This window comes from Polaromonas sp. P1_F2 (assembly GCF_056405735.1).
The window spans coordinates 786,944-805,344 of sequence record NZ_JBFUBN010000001.1; the positions used below are offsets into that span (position 1 = coordinate 786,944).

The following is an 18,401-nucleotide window of genomic DNA, read 5'->3' on the forward strand; positions in this document are numbered from 1 at the left end:
GGAGGCGTGCCGGGGCAAACACCTGCTGGGGGCCCGCGCTCATAGGCCGGCCCTTATTCGAGCTTGGCGGGCCGCGCATCCGCGGGTTCGATGAAGGAGTCCTCCCACTGCATGGCAAAGCGGTCTCCCTTGTCGATGCGAAGGCCGCCGGTGCCGTCGGGGTTGAAGCCGATGTTGCGGTTGGCGGCAGCCTGGGCGGCTTCCTGCTTGGTTTCCTTGTTGAGTTCCTTGAGCGCGGCGTCCTTGGCGGCCTTCATGCGCTCCCGCGTGAAGGACTCCAGGTCGGCATGGAAGCTGCTGTCGCCACCGCGCGTTTCCTGGTCTTCCTGGATCAGCTCTTCGGGGATTTCACCCAGGAAAGCCGCGCGCATGGCGCTGACGCTGGGCGGCCGGCCGGCCTTCACCGTGGTGTAGGCGATGCCGCAGTCGGACAGCAGGTTTTCCTTGAGTTCGCGGCTGGCCCGGCTCACGTCGCGCTTGCCGCGCAGGTCGACACAACCCACCACCTTGCCGTCCAGCGTGCAGACGGTAAAGGTGGTGTAGACGCCGTTGAGCAGTTCGAGCAGGCGCTCGTTCTTTTCCTTGTTTTTTTCCTTGTCCTTGTCTTTTTCGACAGGAATGGTGAAGCGCAGCACCGGCAGCTTGAGCATCACCACGTGGTCGTGGAAGGTGCTGCGCATCCATTTCCAGACTTCATATTCATCGTTGGTCACGACGCCGCGCGCGGTCAGCGGCCATTTTTTGGGAACGCGCAGATTTTCGCTGGCCTTTTTTCGCAAGGCGCGGGCGTACAACAGGATCCCGGCCAGCGCGCCCACGGCCACGCCCAGCAATGCCATCAGCCATGAAATCAGGTTCAAGATGCGGTTCTCCTCGTTGTGGGGCGCCGCTGCCGGAGGCGGTGCGTCCGGCAGGCCCGGTGAGCCAGTGAGTCACAGAAAGCCCGCCGTGTCAATTTGAGCGGCCGGCGGCCAAGGCATTATTAAAACAGGTTTTTGCCGGTTTTCCGCCCGCCGCAGGCATAACAAGGCTCCCAGCCCAGCCGGCATGGGCGCCAGCAGCTACTTGTTTCATAGCAGGCCAGCATCGGCCGCCCCGCCGTCGTGTGGCGGGCAAGGCACTCTTTGCAAGGCGGCGCCTGAATCGTTATGCTGGACTTTTTGCAGGAGCCGCCATGCCACTCAAGACTGCCCAGGACTTTGACCAGGAACTGCTGATTCTGTTTGACGCCTATGTGCACGGCACCCTGGACCGGCGCGGCTTCCTGGAACGCGCCCAGAAATTCGCCACCGCCGGCATGACGGCCACCGCCCTGCTGGCGGCCTTGAGCCCGAACTTCGCCGCGGGGCAGCAAATCCCCAAGGACGACAAGCGCCTGAAGACCGAGATGGTCAGCTACCCGTCGTCCGCCGGCACCGGCACCGTCAAGGGCTACCTCGCGAAGCCGGCCAACGCCACCGGCAAGCTGCCCGGCGTGCTGGTCATCCACGAGAACCGGGGCCTCAACCCTCATATAGAAGACATCACGCGCCGGCTGGCGCTGGACAACTTCCTCGCCTTCGCGCCGGACGCCCTCACGCCCCTGGGCGGCTACCCCGGCGACGAGGACAAGGCGCGCGAATTGTTCGCCAAACTCGACCAGCGCAAGTGCACCGAGGACTTCGTGGCCGCCGTCACCTGGCTCAAGGCCCGGGACGACTGCAACGGCAAGCTCGGCGTGGTCGGCTTCTGCTACGGCGGCGGCATGACACACACGCTGACCACCCGGCTGCCAGAACTCAATGCGGCCGTGCCCTTCTACGGCAACCAGCCCCCGGTGGAAGACGCCGCCAAGGTCAAAACCCCGCTGCTGATCCATTTCGCGGCGGTCGACGAGCGCATCAACGCCTCCTGGCCCGCCTACGAGGCCGCCCTGAAGGCGGCCGGCGCCAATTACACCGCCTACCAGTACCCCGGCACCCAGCACGGCTTCAACAACGACACCACGCCGCGCTACGACGCCACCGCCGCCAAACTGGCCTGGGAACGCACCGTGGCGTTTTTCAACCAAAAACTCAGGGCTTGACCGCCCCGAGGCCCTTTTAGGGGGGCCCTCCTTTGGTCCTTTGGGCTTCTTTGGCCCCGTTTTCCCCGTCGCCCATCCCCTCTGCGCGAAAACCCTGCCCGCCGGCCGGCGGGCACGGCTTTTGCAGGCGTTACCATTGGCTACTTTCGCTTTTTCGCCCCCGTGCGGGGCCGGCAAGCATTTTTACCCTCTCCTTTCCGGACAACCACCATGAACCTCCTGCACAAGATCGCCGCCACCGCCGGCCTGCTGACCCTCGCCTTCGGCGCCGCCCACGCCCAGAACAAGGAGCTGGTCGTCGGCTCCAGCGCCACCTACCGCCCTTTTGCCTATGAAAGCCCAACCAAGGAAATCGTCGGCTACGACGTCGACATGATCAAGGCCATCGCCCAGAAGGCCGGCCTGCAGATCAAGATCGTCAACACGCCCTGGACCGGCATCTTCGCGGCCCTCAACAACGGCGACGTGGACCTGGTCATCTCCGGCGTCACCATCAACGACAAGCGCAAGCAGTCCTACGACTTCACCACCCCCTACTTCGAGGCGCGCCAGCTGATCGCCGTGCACAGCAACAGCACGGCCAAGGGCCTGAAAGACCTGGCCGGCAAGAAGATCGGCGTGGTCACCGGCAGCACCGGCGACGACATGGCTTCGCGCGAATTCGGCAAGACCAACCCCGACATCCGCCGCTTTGAAAGCACCCCCGTGGTGATCTCCGAGCTCGCCAACAACGGCCTGGACGCCGCCATCGGCGACAACGGCGTGATCGCCTTCCGCACCCAGGAGCACAAGCAGCTCAAGACCGTGTCCGACGCCAGCTTCCCCAAGGAATACTTCGGCATCGTCGTGAAGCAGGGCAACAAGGCGTTGCTGGACAAGCTCAACGCCGGCCTCGCCGCCGTCAAGGCCGACGGCAGCTATGCCGCCATCTACAAGAAGTGGTTCCAGGCCGACGCACCCGCGTTGCCCGCGCAATAAACCGCTGAGGCTTTCCCGATATGGAGCAAGTCCTCTGGTTCGGCTGGTTCAGGGCCGACATCATCGCCGAGTACAGCGTGCTGTTCTGGCGCGGCCTGCAGATGACCATCACGGTCACGCTGATCTGCATCGTGCAAGGCACCCTGCTGGGCCTGGCCATCGGCATGGCGCGCGTGGCGGAGTCCCGCCACTCGCCCGCGCGCGAGATCTGCAAATACGCCTTGCGCTGGCCGTCCACCGTCTACGTGAGTTTTTTCCGCGGCACGCCGCTGTTCGTGCAGATCCTGCTGATCCACTTCGCCGTGCTGCCGCTGTTCATCAACCCGGCCGACGGCCTGGTCATCTCGGGTGAAACCGCGCGCAACATCAAGCAGAACTATGGCGCCTTCCTGTCCGGCATCGTGGCCCTCACGCTCAATGCCGGCGCCTACATCTCCGAGATCTTCCGCGCCGGCATCCAGTCCATCGACAAGGGCCAGGTCGAGGCGTCCCGCTCGCTGGGCATGTCCTTCCCGCGCACCATGTACCACGTCGTGCTGCCGCAGGCCTTCCGCCGCATGCTGCCGCCGCTGGGCAACAACGCGATCTCGCTGCTCAAGGATTCGTCGCTGATCTCGGCCATCGGCCTGGCCGAACTCGCCTACGCCGCGCGCACCGTCGCCGGCGCCTATTCACGCTACTGGGAACCCTACCTCACCATCTCCGTCATGTACTGGGTGCTGACGCTGGGCCTGGCTTACCTTGTCAAGAAACTGGAGGCTCGTTATGGACGAGGTGATTCGCGTTAAGCGCCTGACCAAGCAGTTTGGTCACACCCCGGTGCTGCGCGGTATCGACTGCGCCATCAAGGCCACCGAAGTCGTCTGCGTCATCGGCCCCTCCGGCTCCGGCAAAAGCACCTTTTTGCGCTGCCTCAACGGCCTGGAAGACGCCAGCGGCGGCGAGGTGCTGGTGCACGGCGTATCGGTGCACGAACCCAAGACCGACGTCGACGCCCTGCGCTCCGAAATCGGCATGGTGTTCCAGCGCTTCAACCTGTTTCCGCACAAGACCGTGCTGGAAAACATCACGCTGGCGCCCACCAAGGTGCGCAAGCTCACGGCCCTGGAAGCTCGCAACCGCGCCAGCGAACTGCTGGTCAAGGTCGGTCTGCTCGACAAAATAGACGCCTATCCCAACCAGCTCTCCGGCGGGCAGCAGCAGCGCGTGGCGATTGCCCGCGCGCTGGCCATGCAGCCGCGCATCATGCTGTTCGACGAACCCACCTCCGCGCTGGACCCCGAAATGGTCGGCGAGGTGCTGGCCGTCATGCAGGCGCTGGCCGAGGAAGGCATGACCATGGTGGTCGTAACCCACGAGATGGGTTTTGCCCGCCAGGTGGCCGATCGCGTGATGTTCATCGATGAAGGACTGGTGATCGAAGAAGGCTCGCCCTCGGAGATCTTCGACAACCCCAAGGAAGAACGCACCCGGCGCTTCCTGAGCAAGGTCTTGTGAGCCGGGGCCCGCATGCGATGCGGGCCTCTTCTTCTCTTGGAGACTTCACCATGGCCGCCACCCTCAGGGCCGTCCAGGCCGACATCACCAAGCTGCAGCTTGACGCCATCGTCAACGCCGCCAATTCATCGCTGCTGGGCGGTGGCGGTGTCGACGGCGCAATCCACCGCGCCGCCGGCCCCGAGCTGGTCCATGAATGCCGGCTGCTGGGCGGTTGCAAAACGGGTGAAGCCAAGGCGACCAAGGGCTACAAGCTTCCCGCCAGATTCATCATCCACACCGTGGGCCCGGTCTGGCGCGGCGGCAATAACGGTGAGCCCGAACTGCTGGCGTCCTGCTACCGGCGCTCAATGGAAATCGCAGCCGCCAAAGGCATCACGTCTCTGGCCTTCCCGAGCATCAGCACCGGCATCTACGGCTATCCCATTGAACTGGCCGCCCGGGTCGCAGTAGACAGCGTGCGCCAGGCCTTACAGGAACCCTCCCCCTTAAAGGAGGTGGTGTTCTGCTGCTTCTCGGCGCAGGACCTTGCGGTTTACGAACGCGTGCTCAATACCCCGGCACCTTGAGCATCCGCGCCAGGTAGTCAAAAAACACGCAGTACAGCGCGATAGGCAGCGGCAGGCCCAGCAGGGTCCCTGATAGATAGTCGCGAAACTTCACACCCGACATCGCCAGCGCGTAGTTGAGCGCCGGCACGGTCTGCAGCAGCATGCGCAGCACCACGATGCTCGCCACCGGCCGCGCATCCAACTGCGCGAGCACCCGCTGCGCCCACTGCCCCTTGATCTGCCGCAAGGCATCGCCGCCCAGCAGGCGTATCAGCCAGAAGGTAAAGGCGCATGAAACCACCGCCGCCAGGTAGGTCGCCACGCCGCCCCAGACCTCGCCCAGCGCCAACACCGCAGCCGCCAGGAATATCCAGCCCGGTATCTGGATCAGATTGCCCAGCGCGAACAGCGCGATAAAAATCAGCAGCCCGCTGGCCTCGTTGTCCAGGAACTTCTGGTGCAGAAACGCCAAGCTGAAGTTGTCGCGCAGGCCCGAAAGCTGGAACACCGCCAGCAGCAAGCCCAGAAAGGCCAACACGGCGAAGAGGCGTTTGTGCTTGTAGCGGTGCATCTGGATGGAATGGTTTTGGCGTTGCCGGAAGTTGCTGCCGATTCTAGGCATCCAGCCTCAACACTTGCACACCCCGTAATTCGGCATCAAAAAAAAGCAAAGATTGTCTTTGGGTGGACCATTGCTTACAACTTCGCAACAAATTTCACTAACCTCACATCAGCCCTCACAAATCGTTTGCAGGCTTTCAATTTCAACTGGGGAGTTTTGTGAAAAAAGTCATTGCACTCAGCGCCTTGGGCCTTACCGGCTTGCTGGCCATGCCAGCCAACGCCGAGTCCACCTTCACGTCCCCCGCCACGACCGGCTCGACGGCGACGGCACGCCTGGACTTCACCATTGTCATTCCGCAAGTCCTGTTTTTGCGGGTCGGCACCAGCGCTGGCAACACCTCGACGACGACCACCGTTGACGCCACCACCTTCACGGTGCCCGCCGCCAATGTGGGCGATGCCAGCGTCATTGCCGGTGTCGGCGGCGACCTGACCTTGGGCGCCGTGACAGTGCGCGTTTACGGCAACGGCGGCAACATCAGCCTGAACTCCACCACCACCGGCCCCCTGACGACCGGCACCGCCGGCGAAACCATTGCCTGGAGCCAGATCAGCGTCGCGGGCGCGGCCCTGGCGGCCACCACGTCCGGCTTCACCAATGCCGCCATCACCCACCCGGCCTTCAACACCGGCGCTTCCGGCGGCGCCGGCACGGCCGCCACCTTGACGGCCACCAACCGCCTGGTCCGCGTCGAGGGCAAGTGGACTTACAGCTACCTCAATGCAAACATTCCCGCCGCCGGCACCTATGGCGGCACGATCGCCAAAAATGGCCGCGTCACCTACACAGCCACTCAACTCTAACTTCTTGAACGGGGAAATCATGATGAAAAAAATACTTCTTGCCAGCCTTTTGAGCCTCGCCGGCTTGCTGGCCGCACCCGCTCACGCTGAATCCACCTATACCGCCCCGGCAATCGTCGGCTCCACCGCCGCTGCGCGCGTGGACGTGACGATCGTCATCCCGCAGGTGCTGTTCCTGCGTGTCGGCACCAGCTCCGGCAATACGGCCACCGACGGCACCATAGACTCCACCACCTTCACGGTGCCGGCCGCCAATGTGGGCGATGCCAGCGTTATTGCCGGCACAGGCGGCGACCTGACCTTGGGCGCCGTGACGGTGCGCGTTTACGGCAACGGCGGCAACATCAGCCTGAACTCGACCACCACCGGCCCGCTCACGACCGGCACCGCCGGCGAAACCATTCCCTGGAGCCAGATCAGCGTCGCGGGCGCGGCCCTGGCGGCCACCACCTCCGGCTTCACCAACGCCTCTATCACCCACCCCGCCTTCAACACCGGCGCTTCCGGCGGCACGGGCACGGCCGCCACCCTGACGGCCACCAATCGCCTGGTCCGCCTCGAAGGCAAATGGACCTACAGCTATCTCAATGCAAACATCCCCGCTGCCGGCACCTATGGCGGCACGATCGCCAAAAACGGGCGCGTCACCTACACAGCCACCCAACTCTGATCCTTCACCTTTTCCCCAAAAATGGCCTCCCCCGTGAGGCCATTTCCTTGATCCTGTCCTGAACAGCGTAAAGCGACGCCCATGCGCCCCCTGTTTGCCTTCGCATCGCCTTTTCACCGCGGTACACCGGGCCTGCGTAGCGGGCTTGTCGCCATCGGCAGCGCCTTGCTGTGCGGCGGTGTCCAGGCTTTCTCCGTCAGCATCACGCCGGGCACACGCTCACTGTTCCTGCAAGTGGGTTCCGGCACCATGACCGGGGGCAATTTCAATGCCGGAGGCACCCCCGGCAACAACGCCACCATCAACCTTGTCAGCGTCACCGTTCCGGCCGCCAGCCTGGGAGCCGGCTCACTCGCCATGACCAGCGATAGCACCGTAGCGACAAGTCGCTACGATGGCCGCGCGTTTTGCACGATACCCGCGCAGGTCTATGTCGGCGGCTTCTACCGCGCGCCGGGTTCGGCAAGCAATGCCACCCTCAGCGCGACGGCGCCGGCCTCCCTGACCAGCACCAGCGGCAGCACCATTCCTTTCAGCACGGTTTCATGGGTTTCGGCCGGCACATCCGATGCGGCACCGACCATCTCCAGCGGCACATTTGTCGGTGGCGCATCGCAAACCCTGTTGAGCATCGCACGCAACACCTGGTTTGAGAGCTGCCTGCAGTTCAGCTACGCCAATGCCCAGTTCGTGGGCTCAGGCATCTTCACAGGCAGGGTCAGCTACACCCTGACGGCGCCGTGACGAGCAAGCCGTCGCGCCTGGCGCGAATCATTGCGATATGCCTGCTGGCGGCGGGCTTGATCACCCAGGAACGTGCGCTAGCCGGCACAACGCGCGTGGACGACAGCGGCACCGTCGTCAGCCAGGGCGTTGTCCCCATGCGCTGGCGGCAACTGGTTCCAGGCCGCGGGGCCGACAACTCGGTCGAGGCCGGCGTGCGCGTGGCCCTGCGCCTGAACCTGTCGCGCTGGCTGAACCAGCCCATCAAACTTTATATGGGGCTGGCGCCGGCAGCGGGCGAGCCCGTCCATGCCACCTGGCGTACCCAAGGCCGCCTGTTGCCGGGAACCGTCCGCACGGGCTCGCGCACGCTGATTTTTGAAAGCAGCGCCGGCGTGGCGTCTCTCGAAGAGACCCTCGAGCTGACGCTCAGGACCGACGGCAGGGCATTGGTGTCACCGCAGACCCTGCAGTTTTATTTTGAGGTGGATACCCCATGAACAACCCTGGTTTGGCGCTTGCCCGGCGCTATGCGGCGGGCGTTTTTTTCCTTGTGATGGTCTTGATCGCGCCCTGCGCCGCGGCCGCCGAGTTCGCGCTGGCGGTGTCTCCCCCGCGCTTTGAACTCGAACTCAAACCCGGTGAGCGAAGCCGGCAAGTCATCGAAATCACCAATGCGTCGCCGGCATCGGCCAGCTTCGGCATCAAGACGGCCGACTGGCGCCTGGGCACGGACAACTCGGTCAGCTTCTCCGAAGAGCTACAACCCGGCAGTTGCCGGCCATGGGTCGCCATCGAGCGGCGCGAGCTCATCATGGCGGGCGGGCGACCCTACCGTTTCCGTTTCGAAGTCACCGTTCCCCCCGACGCGCCACCCGGAGAGTGCCGTTTTGCCATCCTGCTCGAAGGCCAGGAACAACTCACCCGCATGGAGTCCGGCCCGCCCATTCCCTTTTCAGCCCGCCTGGGCATCGTGGTCTATGTAGCCGTCGGCGGCGCCGCACCGGAATTGAGCATTGCCGGAGCCGGGGTTCAGTCCGTAAATGGCCAGCCCACACCCGTCCTGCAAATACGCAATAGCGGAGCAGCCCACGGCCGCGTCGGCGGCTTCCTGAGCGGTACGGACGCGTCCAACACCGCACTTGAATTTTCACCGGCCAACACTCCGATACTGCCCGGCGAAACACGCGGCGTCACGCTAAACGCGACGCGCCCCGGCGACCCGGACAGCGCCGCGACCATCCGCTTTCCCGTGACGGTGCGCGGAAAGCTCGAATGGGGCAAAGGCAAGACGCAAAACATCGAACAGCTTTTCGCGCCATGAAAGGGCAGGCGCATTCGCCCGCCGCCCTCCTCCTGCTTCTTTTCACGCCATGGTGCCGCCGCGGCCTCGCGGGCCTGGGCATGCTCTTCACAAGCGCCGCGGCGCTGGGCCAGCCGGCAAGCACGCAGGCTGCAGGCTCTTACCTTGACCGCGTCATGGACGGCCAGCCGGGACTGGACGGCGGCCTCCAACTCAAGGCCAGCGAGTACAACGAAACCGGCTGGCCGCGAAGCTGGCACGCGGACTACGCCGTCTTCAAGCAGACGGGAAACGGAAATACCGCGACTCGCGCACTGGACCTCGGCGGCTTCATGGAGACCCCCAACCACGGCGCCCTGTCCGTCCATGCCAGCCTGTCCCGGCAAGGCGCCGGCGCATCGAGTGGCCGGGCACAGGGCGGCGACAGCGATTGGCGCATAGACCAGCGTGCATTGCCGCTGGACGGTGGATGGATGGCCAACCACAACGCCGGCAACATCAACACCACCGGCACCCGGCTGGCGCGCGGCACCGGCCGGGTGTCCCTACCGGCAACGCCCATCCACGGCGTGGGCGGCCAGTGGTACCTCCCCGATTCCATCGCCCTCAACGCGGCAACCGGCCGCACCGGCCTCTTCACCGGCTTCAACAGCACCGGGTTTGAAAGTTCGGCAGGCGGCATCACGTCGGCAGGCGCGCAATTTCGCCTGCCCGCCGGCAAGGCAGTCAAAGCAGGTGAACGCAGCGACGTGGCATTCCAGCTGATCACCGGCAAGGACATTCCGGACAGCGCGGGCGCCGGCATCACGCAAAACACAAGCGCCTGGTTCGCCGCCGCTTCCTGGGAAGGCCCGTCCCCCTGGGGATCCGGCCTGGCCGCCGGCTACGGTACGGCCAACGAACGTGTGGGCGGCTTGCGCCTGCAGGCCAACGTGGTGCAAAGCACGGCCACGCAAATCGGCGGCGCGACCGGCCTCTGGCTGGACGCCGCCTGGCGCACCGAACGCTGGCGCCAGGCCGCCGGTATTTTCCGCTTCGAGCCCAACCTGCGTTGGGGCACCACAGGCCTGGCCGGCAACCTGCAGGGCCTCTACTGGCAAGGCGACACCGCCACCCGCCAGTGGCAGGCGGGTTTTGCCGCCGAATTGAGCGACACCGTCAGCGGCGGCCAGACGGGCAGCGTCGCGTCCGGAGGCAGCGCATTCGTCAACCTGAACGGCCGCTACCTGCTGGACATCAGCAACACCCTCGGGGCCGCTTTGAGTTTTCGCACCATCACAAGCCCGGGGCAGGCCGTCCAGCTGTCGTGGAACCGCGCCGGCGACTGGGGCCAGACGCAATGGCGGGCCGACCTCGCCAAGGCCTCCGGCGCGCGCACCCTGCGCCTGGGCGTCGACCACAGCTGGCCCGTGCTGTGGACGGCCCTTCTCAGCACCTCACTGGCCCTGGAGCGCATGCGGGGAAGCGCCAATTCCACCAGTGGCTTGGTCTGGGGCGTGCTCGGCACCGTGTCGCCCTGGCCCCAATGGTCGCTGGACGCTTCCCTGCGCGGCACACGCGGCAATGGCGGCGAATCGCTCAACGCCAACATTGGCCTGAACTGGCAGGCCTCCGCCGGCTGGTCGCTGGCCTTGCGCTACACCGAGTCGCGCGGCCGGGAAACCCCGCAGGCCCTGGTCGTCTCGGCCCTGACCGCGGCGACGCTGCAGCCGCCGGTCAACACCCAGGCCAATCGCAGCATCCAGCTGCTGCTGCGCTACCAGGACCACGCCGGCATGGCGACCGCGCCGCTGGGCGGCCTGCCCGGGACCGGCGCCGGCAGCCTGGCGGGCACCGTGTTTTTTGACACCGACGCCAACGGCCGGCGCGAAGCCTCCGAAGGCGGTGTACCCGGCGTCACCGTCATGCTTGACCGGCGCTACGTGACGCAAACAGACGCTCAGGGCCGCTACGAATTTCCCTCGGTCGCCGCCGGGGAACACTTGCTCGAAGTCTCTCCGGACAACATTCCCCTGCCCTGGAGCCCGACCCTTCGCGACCCTTTCAAAACCACGGTCCGGGTCCGCCAGAACCAATCCGTGGATTTCCCCGTGCAACGCGAACGCTGAAGCAGTCCCGCCTTGCCCGCCCCGCCGACAAATAAATAAATTCCGGGACGACTGTAAGAAACGCGCTCACCGCCCGACCAAACCCCAACACGCGGCAAGACTGCGCCGGAAATCCCGCTGACGGGCAACCCTGAGGAGCATTGAATGAACACAGGCAAACAACAAGCCATACACCCCGGCTGGCTGCGCGCCATGCACTGGCTCAACGCGCTGGCCGTGGTGGTGCTGATGATGAGCGGCTGGCGCATCTACAACGCCACCGCCTTCCTGGGCTTCACGATTCCCAAGGACCTCACGCTGGGCGGCTGGCTGGGCGGCGCGCTGCAGTGGCATTTCGCCGCCATGTGGCTGCTGTTCTTCAACGGCATCCTCTACCTGGCCTTCAACCTCTTCACGCGTCGGCTGTTCCACAAATTCTTTCCGCTCTCCATCAAAGGCATCACAGCCGACCTGCTGGCCGCCCTGAAAGGCAAGCTGGCCCACGCCGACCCGCGCCACTACAACATGGTGCAGCGCCTGGCCTATCTTTTTGTGATGGCCGACAGCGTGCTCATCGTCGTGTCCGGCCTGGTGCTGTGGAAGTCGGTTCAGTTCCCCATCCTGCGTGAACTCATGGGTGGTTATGAAGGCGCTCGCCTCGTCCACTTTTTCGCCATGGCCGCATTGGCCGGTTTTGTCGCCGTGCACCTCGTGATGGTCGCGCTGGTGCCCAAGACCCTGGTCTACATGCTGCGCGGCCGCTGACCAATACCCGCAAGCCACAAGGAACAAACATGAACATTCAACGCCCCAGGCGCCTTCACCACCTAGACGGCGACGCCGTTCTCCAGGAAGCCGTGGACCGCATCGCCACGGCCAACAAGCTCTCAACCGCTCGCCGCAACTTCCTGCGCGGCTCGCTCACCCTGGGCGGCCTGGCCATGCTGAGCGGTTGCGTGCTGGACGACAGCGAATCCGTCAACACCGCGCTCACCCGCATCTCGCGCCTCAATGACGACGCGCAGGGCCTGCTCTTCGACCCGAACCGGCTGGCGCCCACCTATCCCGACTCCATGATCACGCGGCCCTTCCCCTTCAACGCCTACTACGGCGAAGACGAGGTGCGGGAAGTCGAGGAAGAAAGCTATCGCCTTGAAGTCGCCGGCCTGGTCGCCGACAGGCGCAAGTGGTCGCTGCCCGAACTGCGCGCCATGCCTCAGGCCGACCAGGTCACACGCCACATCTGCGTCGAAGGCTGGAGCGCCATCGGCAAGTGGGGCGGCGTGCCCTTCTTCCACTTTTTGCGCAAGGTCGGCGCCGACACAAGCGCGAAGTACGTCGGCTTCAAATGCGCCGACGACTACTTCACCAGCATAGACATGGCCACCGCCCTGCACCCGCAGACCCTGTTGGCGCTGACCTACGACGGCCAGGTGCTGCCGCCCAAATACGGTTTCCCGATGAAGCTGCGCATGCCCACCAAGCTCGGCTACAAGAACCCCAAACACATCCAGGCGATTTTTGTCACCAACACCTACCCTGGCGGCTACTGGGAAGACCAGGGCTACAACTGGTTCGGAGGTAGCTGAGCACGCTCGCTCAGACACCCCGCAACGCCGGCAAGGCATGCACCCCTACCCGCCTTGCCGTTTTTTCTTCAAGCACTTTCCAACATTCTTTTAATCACCAAGGACAACACCATCATGAACATCAACACCAAGACTTTGACCGCCGCCCTCCTCAGCGCCTGCCTGCTCGCCGCCGGCGGCAGCGCCCTGGCGCAGGACGCCATGAAAAAAGACGCCATGGGCAAAGATGCCATGAGCAGCAAGGATGCCATGGCCAAGGACGGCATGAAGAAAGACGCAATGGGCAAGGACGCCATGGCCAAGGACGCGATGGCAAAGGACGGCATGAAGCACGACGACAAGATGGCCATGACCAAAAAAGACAAGATGAAGAAGGATCACATGGCCAAGGACGGCATGAAAAAAGATGCCATGGCGAAAGATGCCATGGGCAAGGATGAAATGAAGAAATAAAGGCAAAAAAAGAGGACCGCGGCGCCCGGCAAGCGGAGGCTGGGCGCTTCAGCCCGGCCTCCGCTTGCTGCGTCCATCACGACGCTCGCGCCGCGGCCCAACCACCTTCAATGCCAGTTGGCCGCCAACGCAGCCTCCCCTTCCCCAAGGTCGTCGCTGTAGCCTGAACGAACTACCCTCATTAAGACGCAGGCGGCCTGCGCGCCACGTCTCACAAGGACCTGCTGGCACCTCACAGCCAAGCCAGGTGGCCGACCCGGCACGGGCCGTGAGGCGGTCTTCATTCACTGTCGCCGCGGCTGCCGCAAACGCCGTCAACGCAGGTATGCCCTCGGCTGTCCTGGAGCGCCATCGGTGCCGCCGCACTCGTTCCCGCCCCAGGAAATTCCCCTCACCATGGCGTCCAGCTGCTGATTGCAGTCCAAGCCGACTGCACGGTGTTTTTAACAGCGTCCGGCACACTGGCCGCGGAGCTTGGCGGGCTGAACGAGGCCATGGCGTTGACCAGGCGGTCTACCTGCGTGTCCGCCAGCCTCTGATTGCCCGTGTAAATCTCCTCGATATGGTTCGATGAGCTGCCGTACCAGCCTTTGATGAGGGTCGTGTTGAGCGGGCTGTCGATGACGCTGACTTCCAGGTCTTTGTTGACCTGGCGAAGCCAGACCTGGGTGGGATCTATCGTCTGCCCGATGAGCAGCCTGTCGGTGGTGCCAGCCGTGTCCTCTATCCAGGTGCGTCCGCCGTCTGCCCCCGGCAAATAGGTGTCCGAACCCGCGCCGCCGACTATCCAGTCGCCAGTGTGGCCCTGCAGCCGGTCATCGCCCGACGTGCCAAAAGTGGCAAGCCGGTTTGTGACGTCCGCCAGGCTCCACTGGGGGCCGTTGGCAAACACGATAGTTCCACTGTCGTTATATTCGGTGTAGATAAAGTAGTTTTTGAGCGTCACCGAGTCACTGCCCCATGTGAGCCGCAGATCGTAATCCGTGCGGGTCAACTGCGTGCTGCCGACGCTCAACCCCGCACCCAGCGCCAACCTATCGCCGGACTCTTGGTAATTGTCGGAATAGTCCTCGATAACGTCATTGCCGTCGCCAACATTAAAGTAATAGGTATCTACGCCGTAACCACCGCGAAGAGTGTCGTCGCCCAGACCACCGTACAGATTGTCAGCGCCGTTATCACCATACAGGGTGTCGTTGTCCGCTTCGCCGTACAGGTAATCATCGCCGTCCCATCCGTGCAAGTCATCGTTGCCGACACCGCCCCACTGAAAATCATCGCCCTCGTCGCCCGAAAGGGCGTCATCGCCGAAACTGCCGAACAGCAAGTCGTTGCCCGACCCGCCATTTATCCCGTCGTTGCCTTCCTCGCCGTACACCCAATCATTGCCGTTCCCGCCCGCCAGAGAGTCTGAACCGACTCCGCCGTACAGTAGGTCGTTGTGCTCTCCGCCGGACAGGTAGTCATTACCAATGCCGCCGTTCAGCGTGTCATTACCCTCCTCGCCGAACATGTAGTCATCAGACGCCTCGCCGTACAAGTAGTCGTTGCCGGTACCACCATACATACTGTCTAAACCGTCTCCCCCTCGCAGCACATCGTCGTCCGCTTCGCCGTACAGGTAGTCATCACCAGTACCGCCGTCCAGCGTGTCCTTACCCGCCGAGCCATACAGGGTGTCATAGCTGTCGTAGCCGTACAGAGCGTCGTCGCCGTCGCCGCCGACCAGATATTCGTTTCCGCCATCGCCATACAGAACGTCGTTGCCCTCCCCGCCAGACAGACTGGCGTTAACGCCAGCAAGCGTGTCGTTCATCGCCGTACCCACAAGGTTCTCCACATCCACCAGCGCGTCGGTGAAGCTTATGGGGCCGCCGGCCACAAGGAATTTATCCACCCTTCCAGTGCGCAGGTTGGCATTAATTCCACCCGTCATGCCGCTGACGCTGTAATCCGCGGTGTCGTTTCCTATTGAACCGTCCAGCGTGTCGTTGCCGGCCCCGCCATACAGCCTGTCGTGACCTTCATTGCCATAGAGCTTGTCCTGGCCATCCCCTCCCTGCAGCGTGTCATCGCCCGTTCCACCCATGAGGATATCGTCGCCCATGCCGCCGTTCAGCAGGTCGTTGCCGCCTGCGCCGGACAGGATGTTGTTGCCGGCATTTCCCGTGAGCGTGTCGTTCATCGCCGAACCTGTCAGGTTCTCGATGCCCACCAGCGTGTCGGTGTAGATCGCCGTGGCGCTGGTTTCTATCTCTTCCAGGTCAAAGCGCGCGACCGTGGTGTCCAGCGCCAGGCTGTTGTAAGTAGTGGCGGCGTTAAACGCGCTATTCGACACATAGACCCGCAGGTATTTGCTGTCGACGGGGTAGTTCGCGTCCCCCCACAGGCTGATCGCGTCAATCGCCTGCGCGCTGTCAAGCTTGAGCTCAATATAGGCCTTTGCGCCATTTTTCCCCGAGTTGGCGTAGGCCACAGTGCCTGCATCGCCCGGTTGGCCGTTCCAGCCGCCTCCCACCAAGGCATCGGTCAGGGCCACAGTACTGTTGTTCGGGTTCGCCGCGCCGTTGGCATTGCCGTCGGCTCCTATCGAACTGCGCAGGCCGAAAGCCACATCATGGCCCCCGGCGTCGTACACCTTCATCCCCGTCAGCCCCAGTTCATGACCCTGCGGCCCCTCACCATAGCTGTTGTTGTGATAGATACGAATGTAGCGCCCCACCGTTCCCCCCATGCTGACGTTGGTACCGGCGAGCAGCTTGATGGCCGTCCCCCGGCCCAGGTCGGCGTTGACGCTGCCGCCCATGCCGCTATAGTCCGCCGTATCGATGCCGGCTCCGCCGTCCAGCATGTCGTTCCCGGCGCCTCCCTGCATGGTGTCATTGCCGCCCTGGCCGTAAAGGACATCGTTGCCCTCACCGCCCGACAAGATATCTTCTCCGTCTCCGCCGTCCAGCGTGTCATTGCCGTTCTGGCCGGATAGCTTGTCGTTGTCCCATTCGCCAAACAGCCTGTCATCGCCATCGTCGCCGTTCAGCGTATCGTTCCCCTGCTGGCCCCACAGCGTATCGTCGCCCACGCCACCACACAGCGTATCGTCGCCGTCGTCGCCGTTCAGCGTATCGTTCCCCTGCTGGCCCTGCAGGCTGTCGTTGCCAGTGCCGCCCGACAGCATGTCGTTGCCAGTGCCGCCGTCCAGCATGTCATTGCCGTCTTGGCCCTTCAGCGTGTCGTTGTCCTCCTCGCCGTACAGCACGTCATTGCCGCCGTCGCCGAACAGCAGGTCGTTGCCCTTGCCGCCCAACACTTTGTCATCGTCGTTTTGCCCGCCCACCGTGTCGTCGCCGTCGTCGCCATAAATCATGTCCTGGCCGTCGCCGCCCAGCAGCAGGTCGGTATCCGCGCCGCCGTGCATCACGTCGTTGCCGGCGCCACCATCCAGGCTGTCATTGCCCGAGCCGCCGTCCAGCGTGTCATTGCCGTCCTGGCCCTTCAGCGTGTCGTTGTCCTCCTCGCCGTACAGCGTGTCATTGCCACCGTCGCCGTACAGCAGGTCGTTGCCCCTGCCGCCCCACACCTGGTCATCGTCGTTTTGCCCGCCCACCGTGTCGTCGCCGTCGTCGCCATAAATCATGTCCTGGCCGTCACCGCCCAGCAGCAGGTCGGTATCCGCGCCGCCGTGCATCACGTCGTTGCCGGCGCCACCATCCAGGCTGTCATTGCCCGAGCCGCCGTCCAGCGTGTCATTGCCGTCCTGGCCCTTCAGCGTATCGTTGTCCTCCTCGCCGTACAGCGTGTCATTGCCACCGTCGCCGTACAGCAGGTCGTTGCCCCTGCCGCCCCACACCTGGTCATCGTCGTTTTGCCCGCCCACCGTGTCGTCGCCGTCATCGCCATAAATCATGTCCTGGCCGTCGCCGCCCAGCAGCAGGTCGGTATCCGCGCCGCCGTGCATCACGTCGTTGCCGGCGCCACCATCCAGGCTGTCATTGCCCGAGCCGCCGTCCAGCATGTCGTTGCCGTTCTGGCCGGATAGCTTGTCGTTGTCCCATTCGCCAAACAGCCTGTCATCGCCATCGTCGCCGTTCAGCGTATCGTTCCCCTGCTGGCCCTGCAGGCTGTCGTTGCCAATGCCGCCCGACAGCATGTCGTTGCCGGCCCCGCCCACCAAGCTGTTGTTGCCGCTGTTGCCCGTCAGGACGTTGTCCAGATCGTTGCCGATGCCGTTGATGGCTGCGGTTCCTGTCAAGGTGAGGTTTTCAACATTGGCGCCAAGCGTGTAGCTGATGCTGGACTGGACCGTATCCACGCCCTTGCCGGGCTCTTCCACGACGATGTCGCCGGCATTGTTCACGGTATAAAGATCGTTTCCTGCCAGCCCTTCGAGCTGGTCCACGCCGGTTGTGCCGTCCAGCGTGTCGTTGCCGCTCGTGCCGATAAACCGGTTCACGGCCTGGGTGGAGTCGCTGGGCACGCTTTCCAGTTTGCCGCCGCCGTCGGTATAGCTGGCAACCGCGCGCAGCATCTGCCCGGCCAGAGCCGGCGTCACCGTGAAACTGGCGGCCGTGGCCCCGGCGATGGCGTTCCAGGCGGTGCCGTCCATCGAACCTTGCCACTGGTAGCTCAAGCCGGAGCCCAGACCATCCACGTCGGTCAGGGTGCTGGCGGCCGTCAGGATGTCGCCCTGCTGGACGGTGGTGCCGACGGTCACGGCCACTCCGCCGCGCTGCACGCTTACCGCACCCGTGGGCGCGTCGTTGACCGGCGCCAGCACAAAGCTCTGCGTGGCCACCGTGGTCGCAGCACCATCACTGACCCCGTAACCCAGGTTGACGGGTCCGTTGTAGTTGGCCGCGGGCGTGAAGGTCCAGCGCTTGTTGACTGCATCAAAGGCCGACAGCGTGCCGTTGCCGGCCGTGAGGTTGACCACCGACAGTGCATTGCCGTCCACATCACTAAAGCCGGCCAGCAGGCTGGCCTGGGTGATGGTGTAGGCCGTGTCCTCCGTGCCGCCGGCCAGCACGGCTTTGGCGCTGGTCAGCGTGGGCGCGTCGTTG

General features: G+C 64.1%; 17 protein-coding genes. 14 read left to right on the forward strand and 3 right to left on the reverse strand.

Features of this window, described 5'->3' with window-relative positions; translation table 11 throughout:
• Positions 1 to 53: 53 nt before the first annotated feature.
• Entirely contained in the window at positions 54 to 860 is an 807-nt protein-coding gene (locus AC1D0O_RS03855; protein ID WP_477652217.1) for a DUF2726 domain-containing protein, read from the reverse strand.
• Positions 861 to 1,174: 314 nt separating this feature from the next.
• On the opposite strand from AC1D0O_RS03855, the gene AC1D0O_RS03860 reads away from it, so the two are divergent.
• The 5 genes from AC1D0O_RS03860 to AC1D0O_RS03880 all read left to right on the forward strand — a co-directional run bounded on the left by AC1D0O_RS03860 (position 1,175) and on the right by AC1D0O_RS03880 (position 5,109).
• On the forward strand, positions 1,175 to 2,065 hold the full coding sequence (locus tag AC1D0O_RS03860) for a dienelactone hydrolase family protein (RefSeq protein ID WP_477652218.1): 891 nt from the start codon (positions 1,175 to 1,177) through the stop codon (positions 2,063 to 2,065).
• A gap of 210 nt (positions 2,066 to 2,275) precedes the next feature.
• A complete protein-coding gene (locus tag AC1D0O_RS03865) occupies positions 2,276 to 3,043 on the forward strand; it encodes a basic amino acid ABC transporter substrate-binding protein (protein WP_436154207.1) in 768 nt (255 codons plus the stop codon).
• Between the two features lie 20 nt (positions 3,044 to 3,063).
• Positions 3,064 to 3,831, forward strand: coding sequence for an amino acid ABC transporter permease (locus AC1D0O_RS03870; RefSeq protein WP_477652219.1), 768 nt, complete (start codon positions 3,064 to 3,066; stop codon positions 3,829 to 3,831).
• The gene (locus AC1D0O_RS03875) at positions 3,809 to 4,540 is read left to right on the forward strand and encodes an amino acid ABC transporter ATP-binding protein (protein WP_477652220.1); all 732 of its coding nucleotides are present in this window, start codon (positions 3,809 to 3,811) and stop codon (positions 4,538 to 4,540) included. The genes AC1D0O_RS03870 and AC1D0O_RS03875 overlap by 23 nt, the downstream gene beginning before the upstream one ends.
• Before the next feature lie 50 nt (positions 4,541 to 4,590).
• Complete coding sequence (locus AC1D0O_RS03880; RefSeq protein ID WP_477652221.1) at positions 4,591 to 5,109, forward strand: O-acetyl-ADP-ribose deacetylase; 519 nt, start codon at positions 4,591 to 4,593, stop codon at positions 5,107 to 5,109.
• Here AC1D0O_RS03880 and AC1D0O_RS03885 read toward each other — a convergent pair.
• A complete protein-coding gene (locus tag AC1D0O_RS03885; RefSeq protein ID WP_477652222.1) occupies positions 5,090 to 5,713 on the reverse strand; it encodes a TVP38/TMEM64 family protein in 624 nt (207 codons plus the stop codon). The two genes, AC1D0O_RS03880 and AC1D0O_RS03885, sit on opposite strands and share 20 nt — an antisense overlap.
• A gap of 158 nt (positions 5,714 to 5,871) precedes the next feature.
• On the opposite strand from AC1D0O_RS03885, the gene AC1D0O_RS03890 reads away from it, so the two are divergent.
• The 9 genes from AC1D0O_RS03890 to AC1D0O_RS03930 all read left to right on the forward strand — a co-directional run bounded on the left by AC1D0O_RS03890 (position 5,872) and on the right by AC1D0O_RS03930 (position 13,344).
• Positions 5,872 to 6,519, forward strand: coding sequence for a hypothetical protein (locus tag AC1D0O_RS03890; RefSeq protein ID WP_477652223.1), 648 nt, complete (start codon positions 5,872 to 5,874; stop codon positions 6,517 to 6,519).
• 22 nt (positions 6,520 to 6,541) lie between these two features.
• On the forward strand, positions 6,542 to 7,189 hold the full coding sequence (locus AC1D0O_RS03895; RefSeq protein WP_477652224.1) for a hypothetical protein: 648 nt from the start codon (positions 6,542 to 6,544) through the stop codon (positions 7,187 to 7,189).
• A gap of 81 nt (positions 7,190 to 7,270) precedes the next feature.
• A complete protein-coding gene (locus AC1D0O_RS03900) occupies positions 7,271 to 7,933 on the forward strand; it encodes a hypothetical protein (protein WP_477652225.1) in 663 nt (220 codons plus the stop codon).
• On the forward strand, positions 7,930 to 8,412 hold the full coding sequence (locus AC1D0O_RS03905; protein WP_477652226.1) for a hypothetical protein: 483 nt from the start codon (positions 7,930 to 7,932) through the stop codon (positions 8,410 to 8,412). The genes AC1D0O_RS03900 and AC1D0O_RS03905 overlap by 4 nt, the downstream gene beginning before the upstream one ends.
• Positions 8,409 to 9,236, forward strand: a complete 828-nt coding sequence (locus AC1D0O_RS03910; protein ID WP_477652227.1) for a COG1470 family protein — start codon at positions 8,409 to 8,411, stop codon at positions 9,234 to 9,236. Before AC1D0O_RS03905 ends, AC1D0O_RS03910 begins: the two co-directional genes overlap by 4 nt.
• An 80-nt stretch (positions 9,237 to 9,316) precedes the next feature.
• Positions 9,317 to 11,323, forward strand: a complete 2,007-nt coding sequence (locus AC1D0O_RS03915) for an SdrD B-like domain-containing protein (protein ID WP_477652228.1) — start codon at positions 9,317 to 9,319, stop codon at positions 11,321 to 11,323.
• Between the two features lie 144 nt (positions 11,324 to 11,467).
• Positions 11,468 to 12,067: a cytochrome b/b6 domain-containing protein gene (locus AC1D0O_RS03920; RefSeq protein WP_477652229.1), complete on the forward strand. Its 600-nt coding sequence runs from the start codon at positions 11,468 to 11,470 to the stop codon at positions 12,065 to 12,067.
• Positions 12,068 to 12,096: 29 nt separating this feature from the next.
• Entirely contained in the window at positions 12,097 to 12,891 is a 795-nt protein-coding gene (locus tag AC1D0O_RS03925) for a molybdopterin-binding protein (RefSeq protein WP_477652230.1), read from the forward strand.
• Positions 12,892 to 13,005: 114 nt separating this feature from the next.
• Complete coding sequence (locus AC1D0O_RS03930) at positions 13,006 to 13,344, forward strand: pentapeptide MXKDX repeat protein (RefSeq protein ID WP_477652231.1); 339 nt, start codon at positions 13,006 to 13,008, stop codon at positions 13,342 to 13,344.
• Positions 13,345 to 13,735: 391 nt separating this feature from the next.
• Here the strand turns inward: AC1D0O_RS03930 and AC1D0O_RS03935 are convergent.
• A partial coding sequence (locus AC1D0O_RS03935; protein WP_477652232.1) for a cadherin-like domain-containing protein occupies positions 13,736 to 18,401 on the reverse strand: 4,666 nt, incomplete at its 5' end.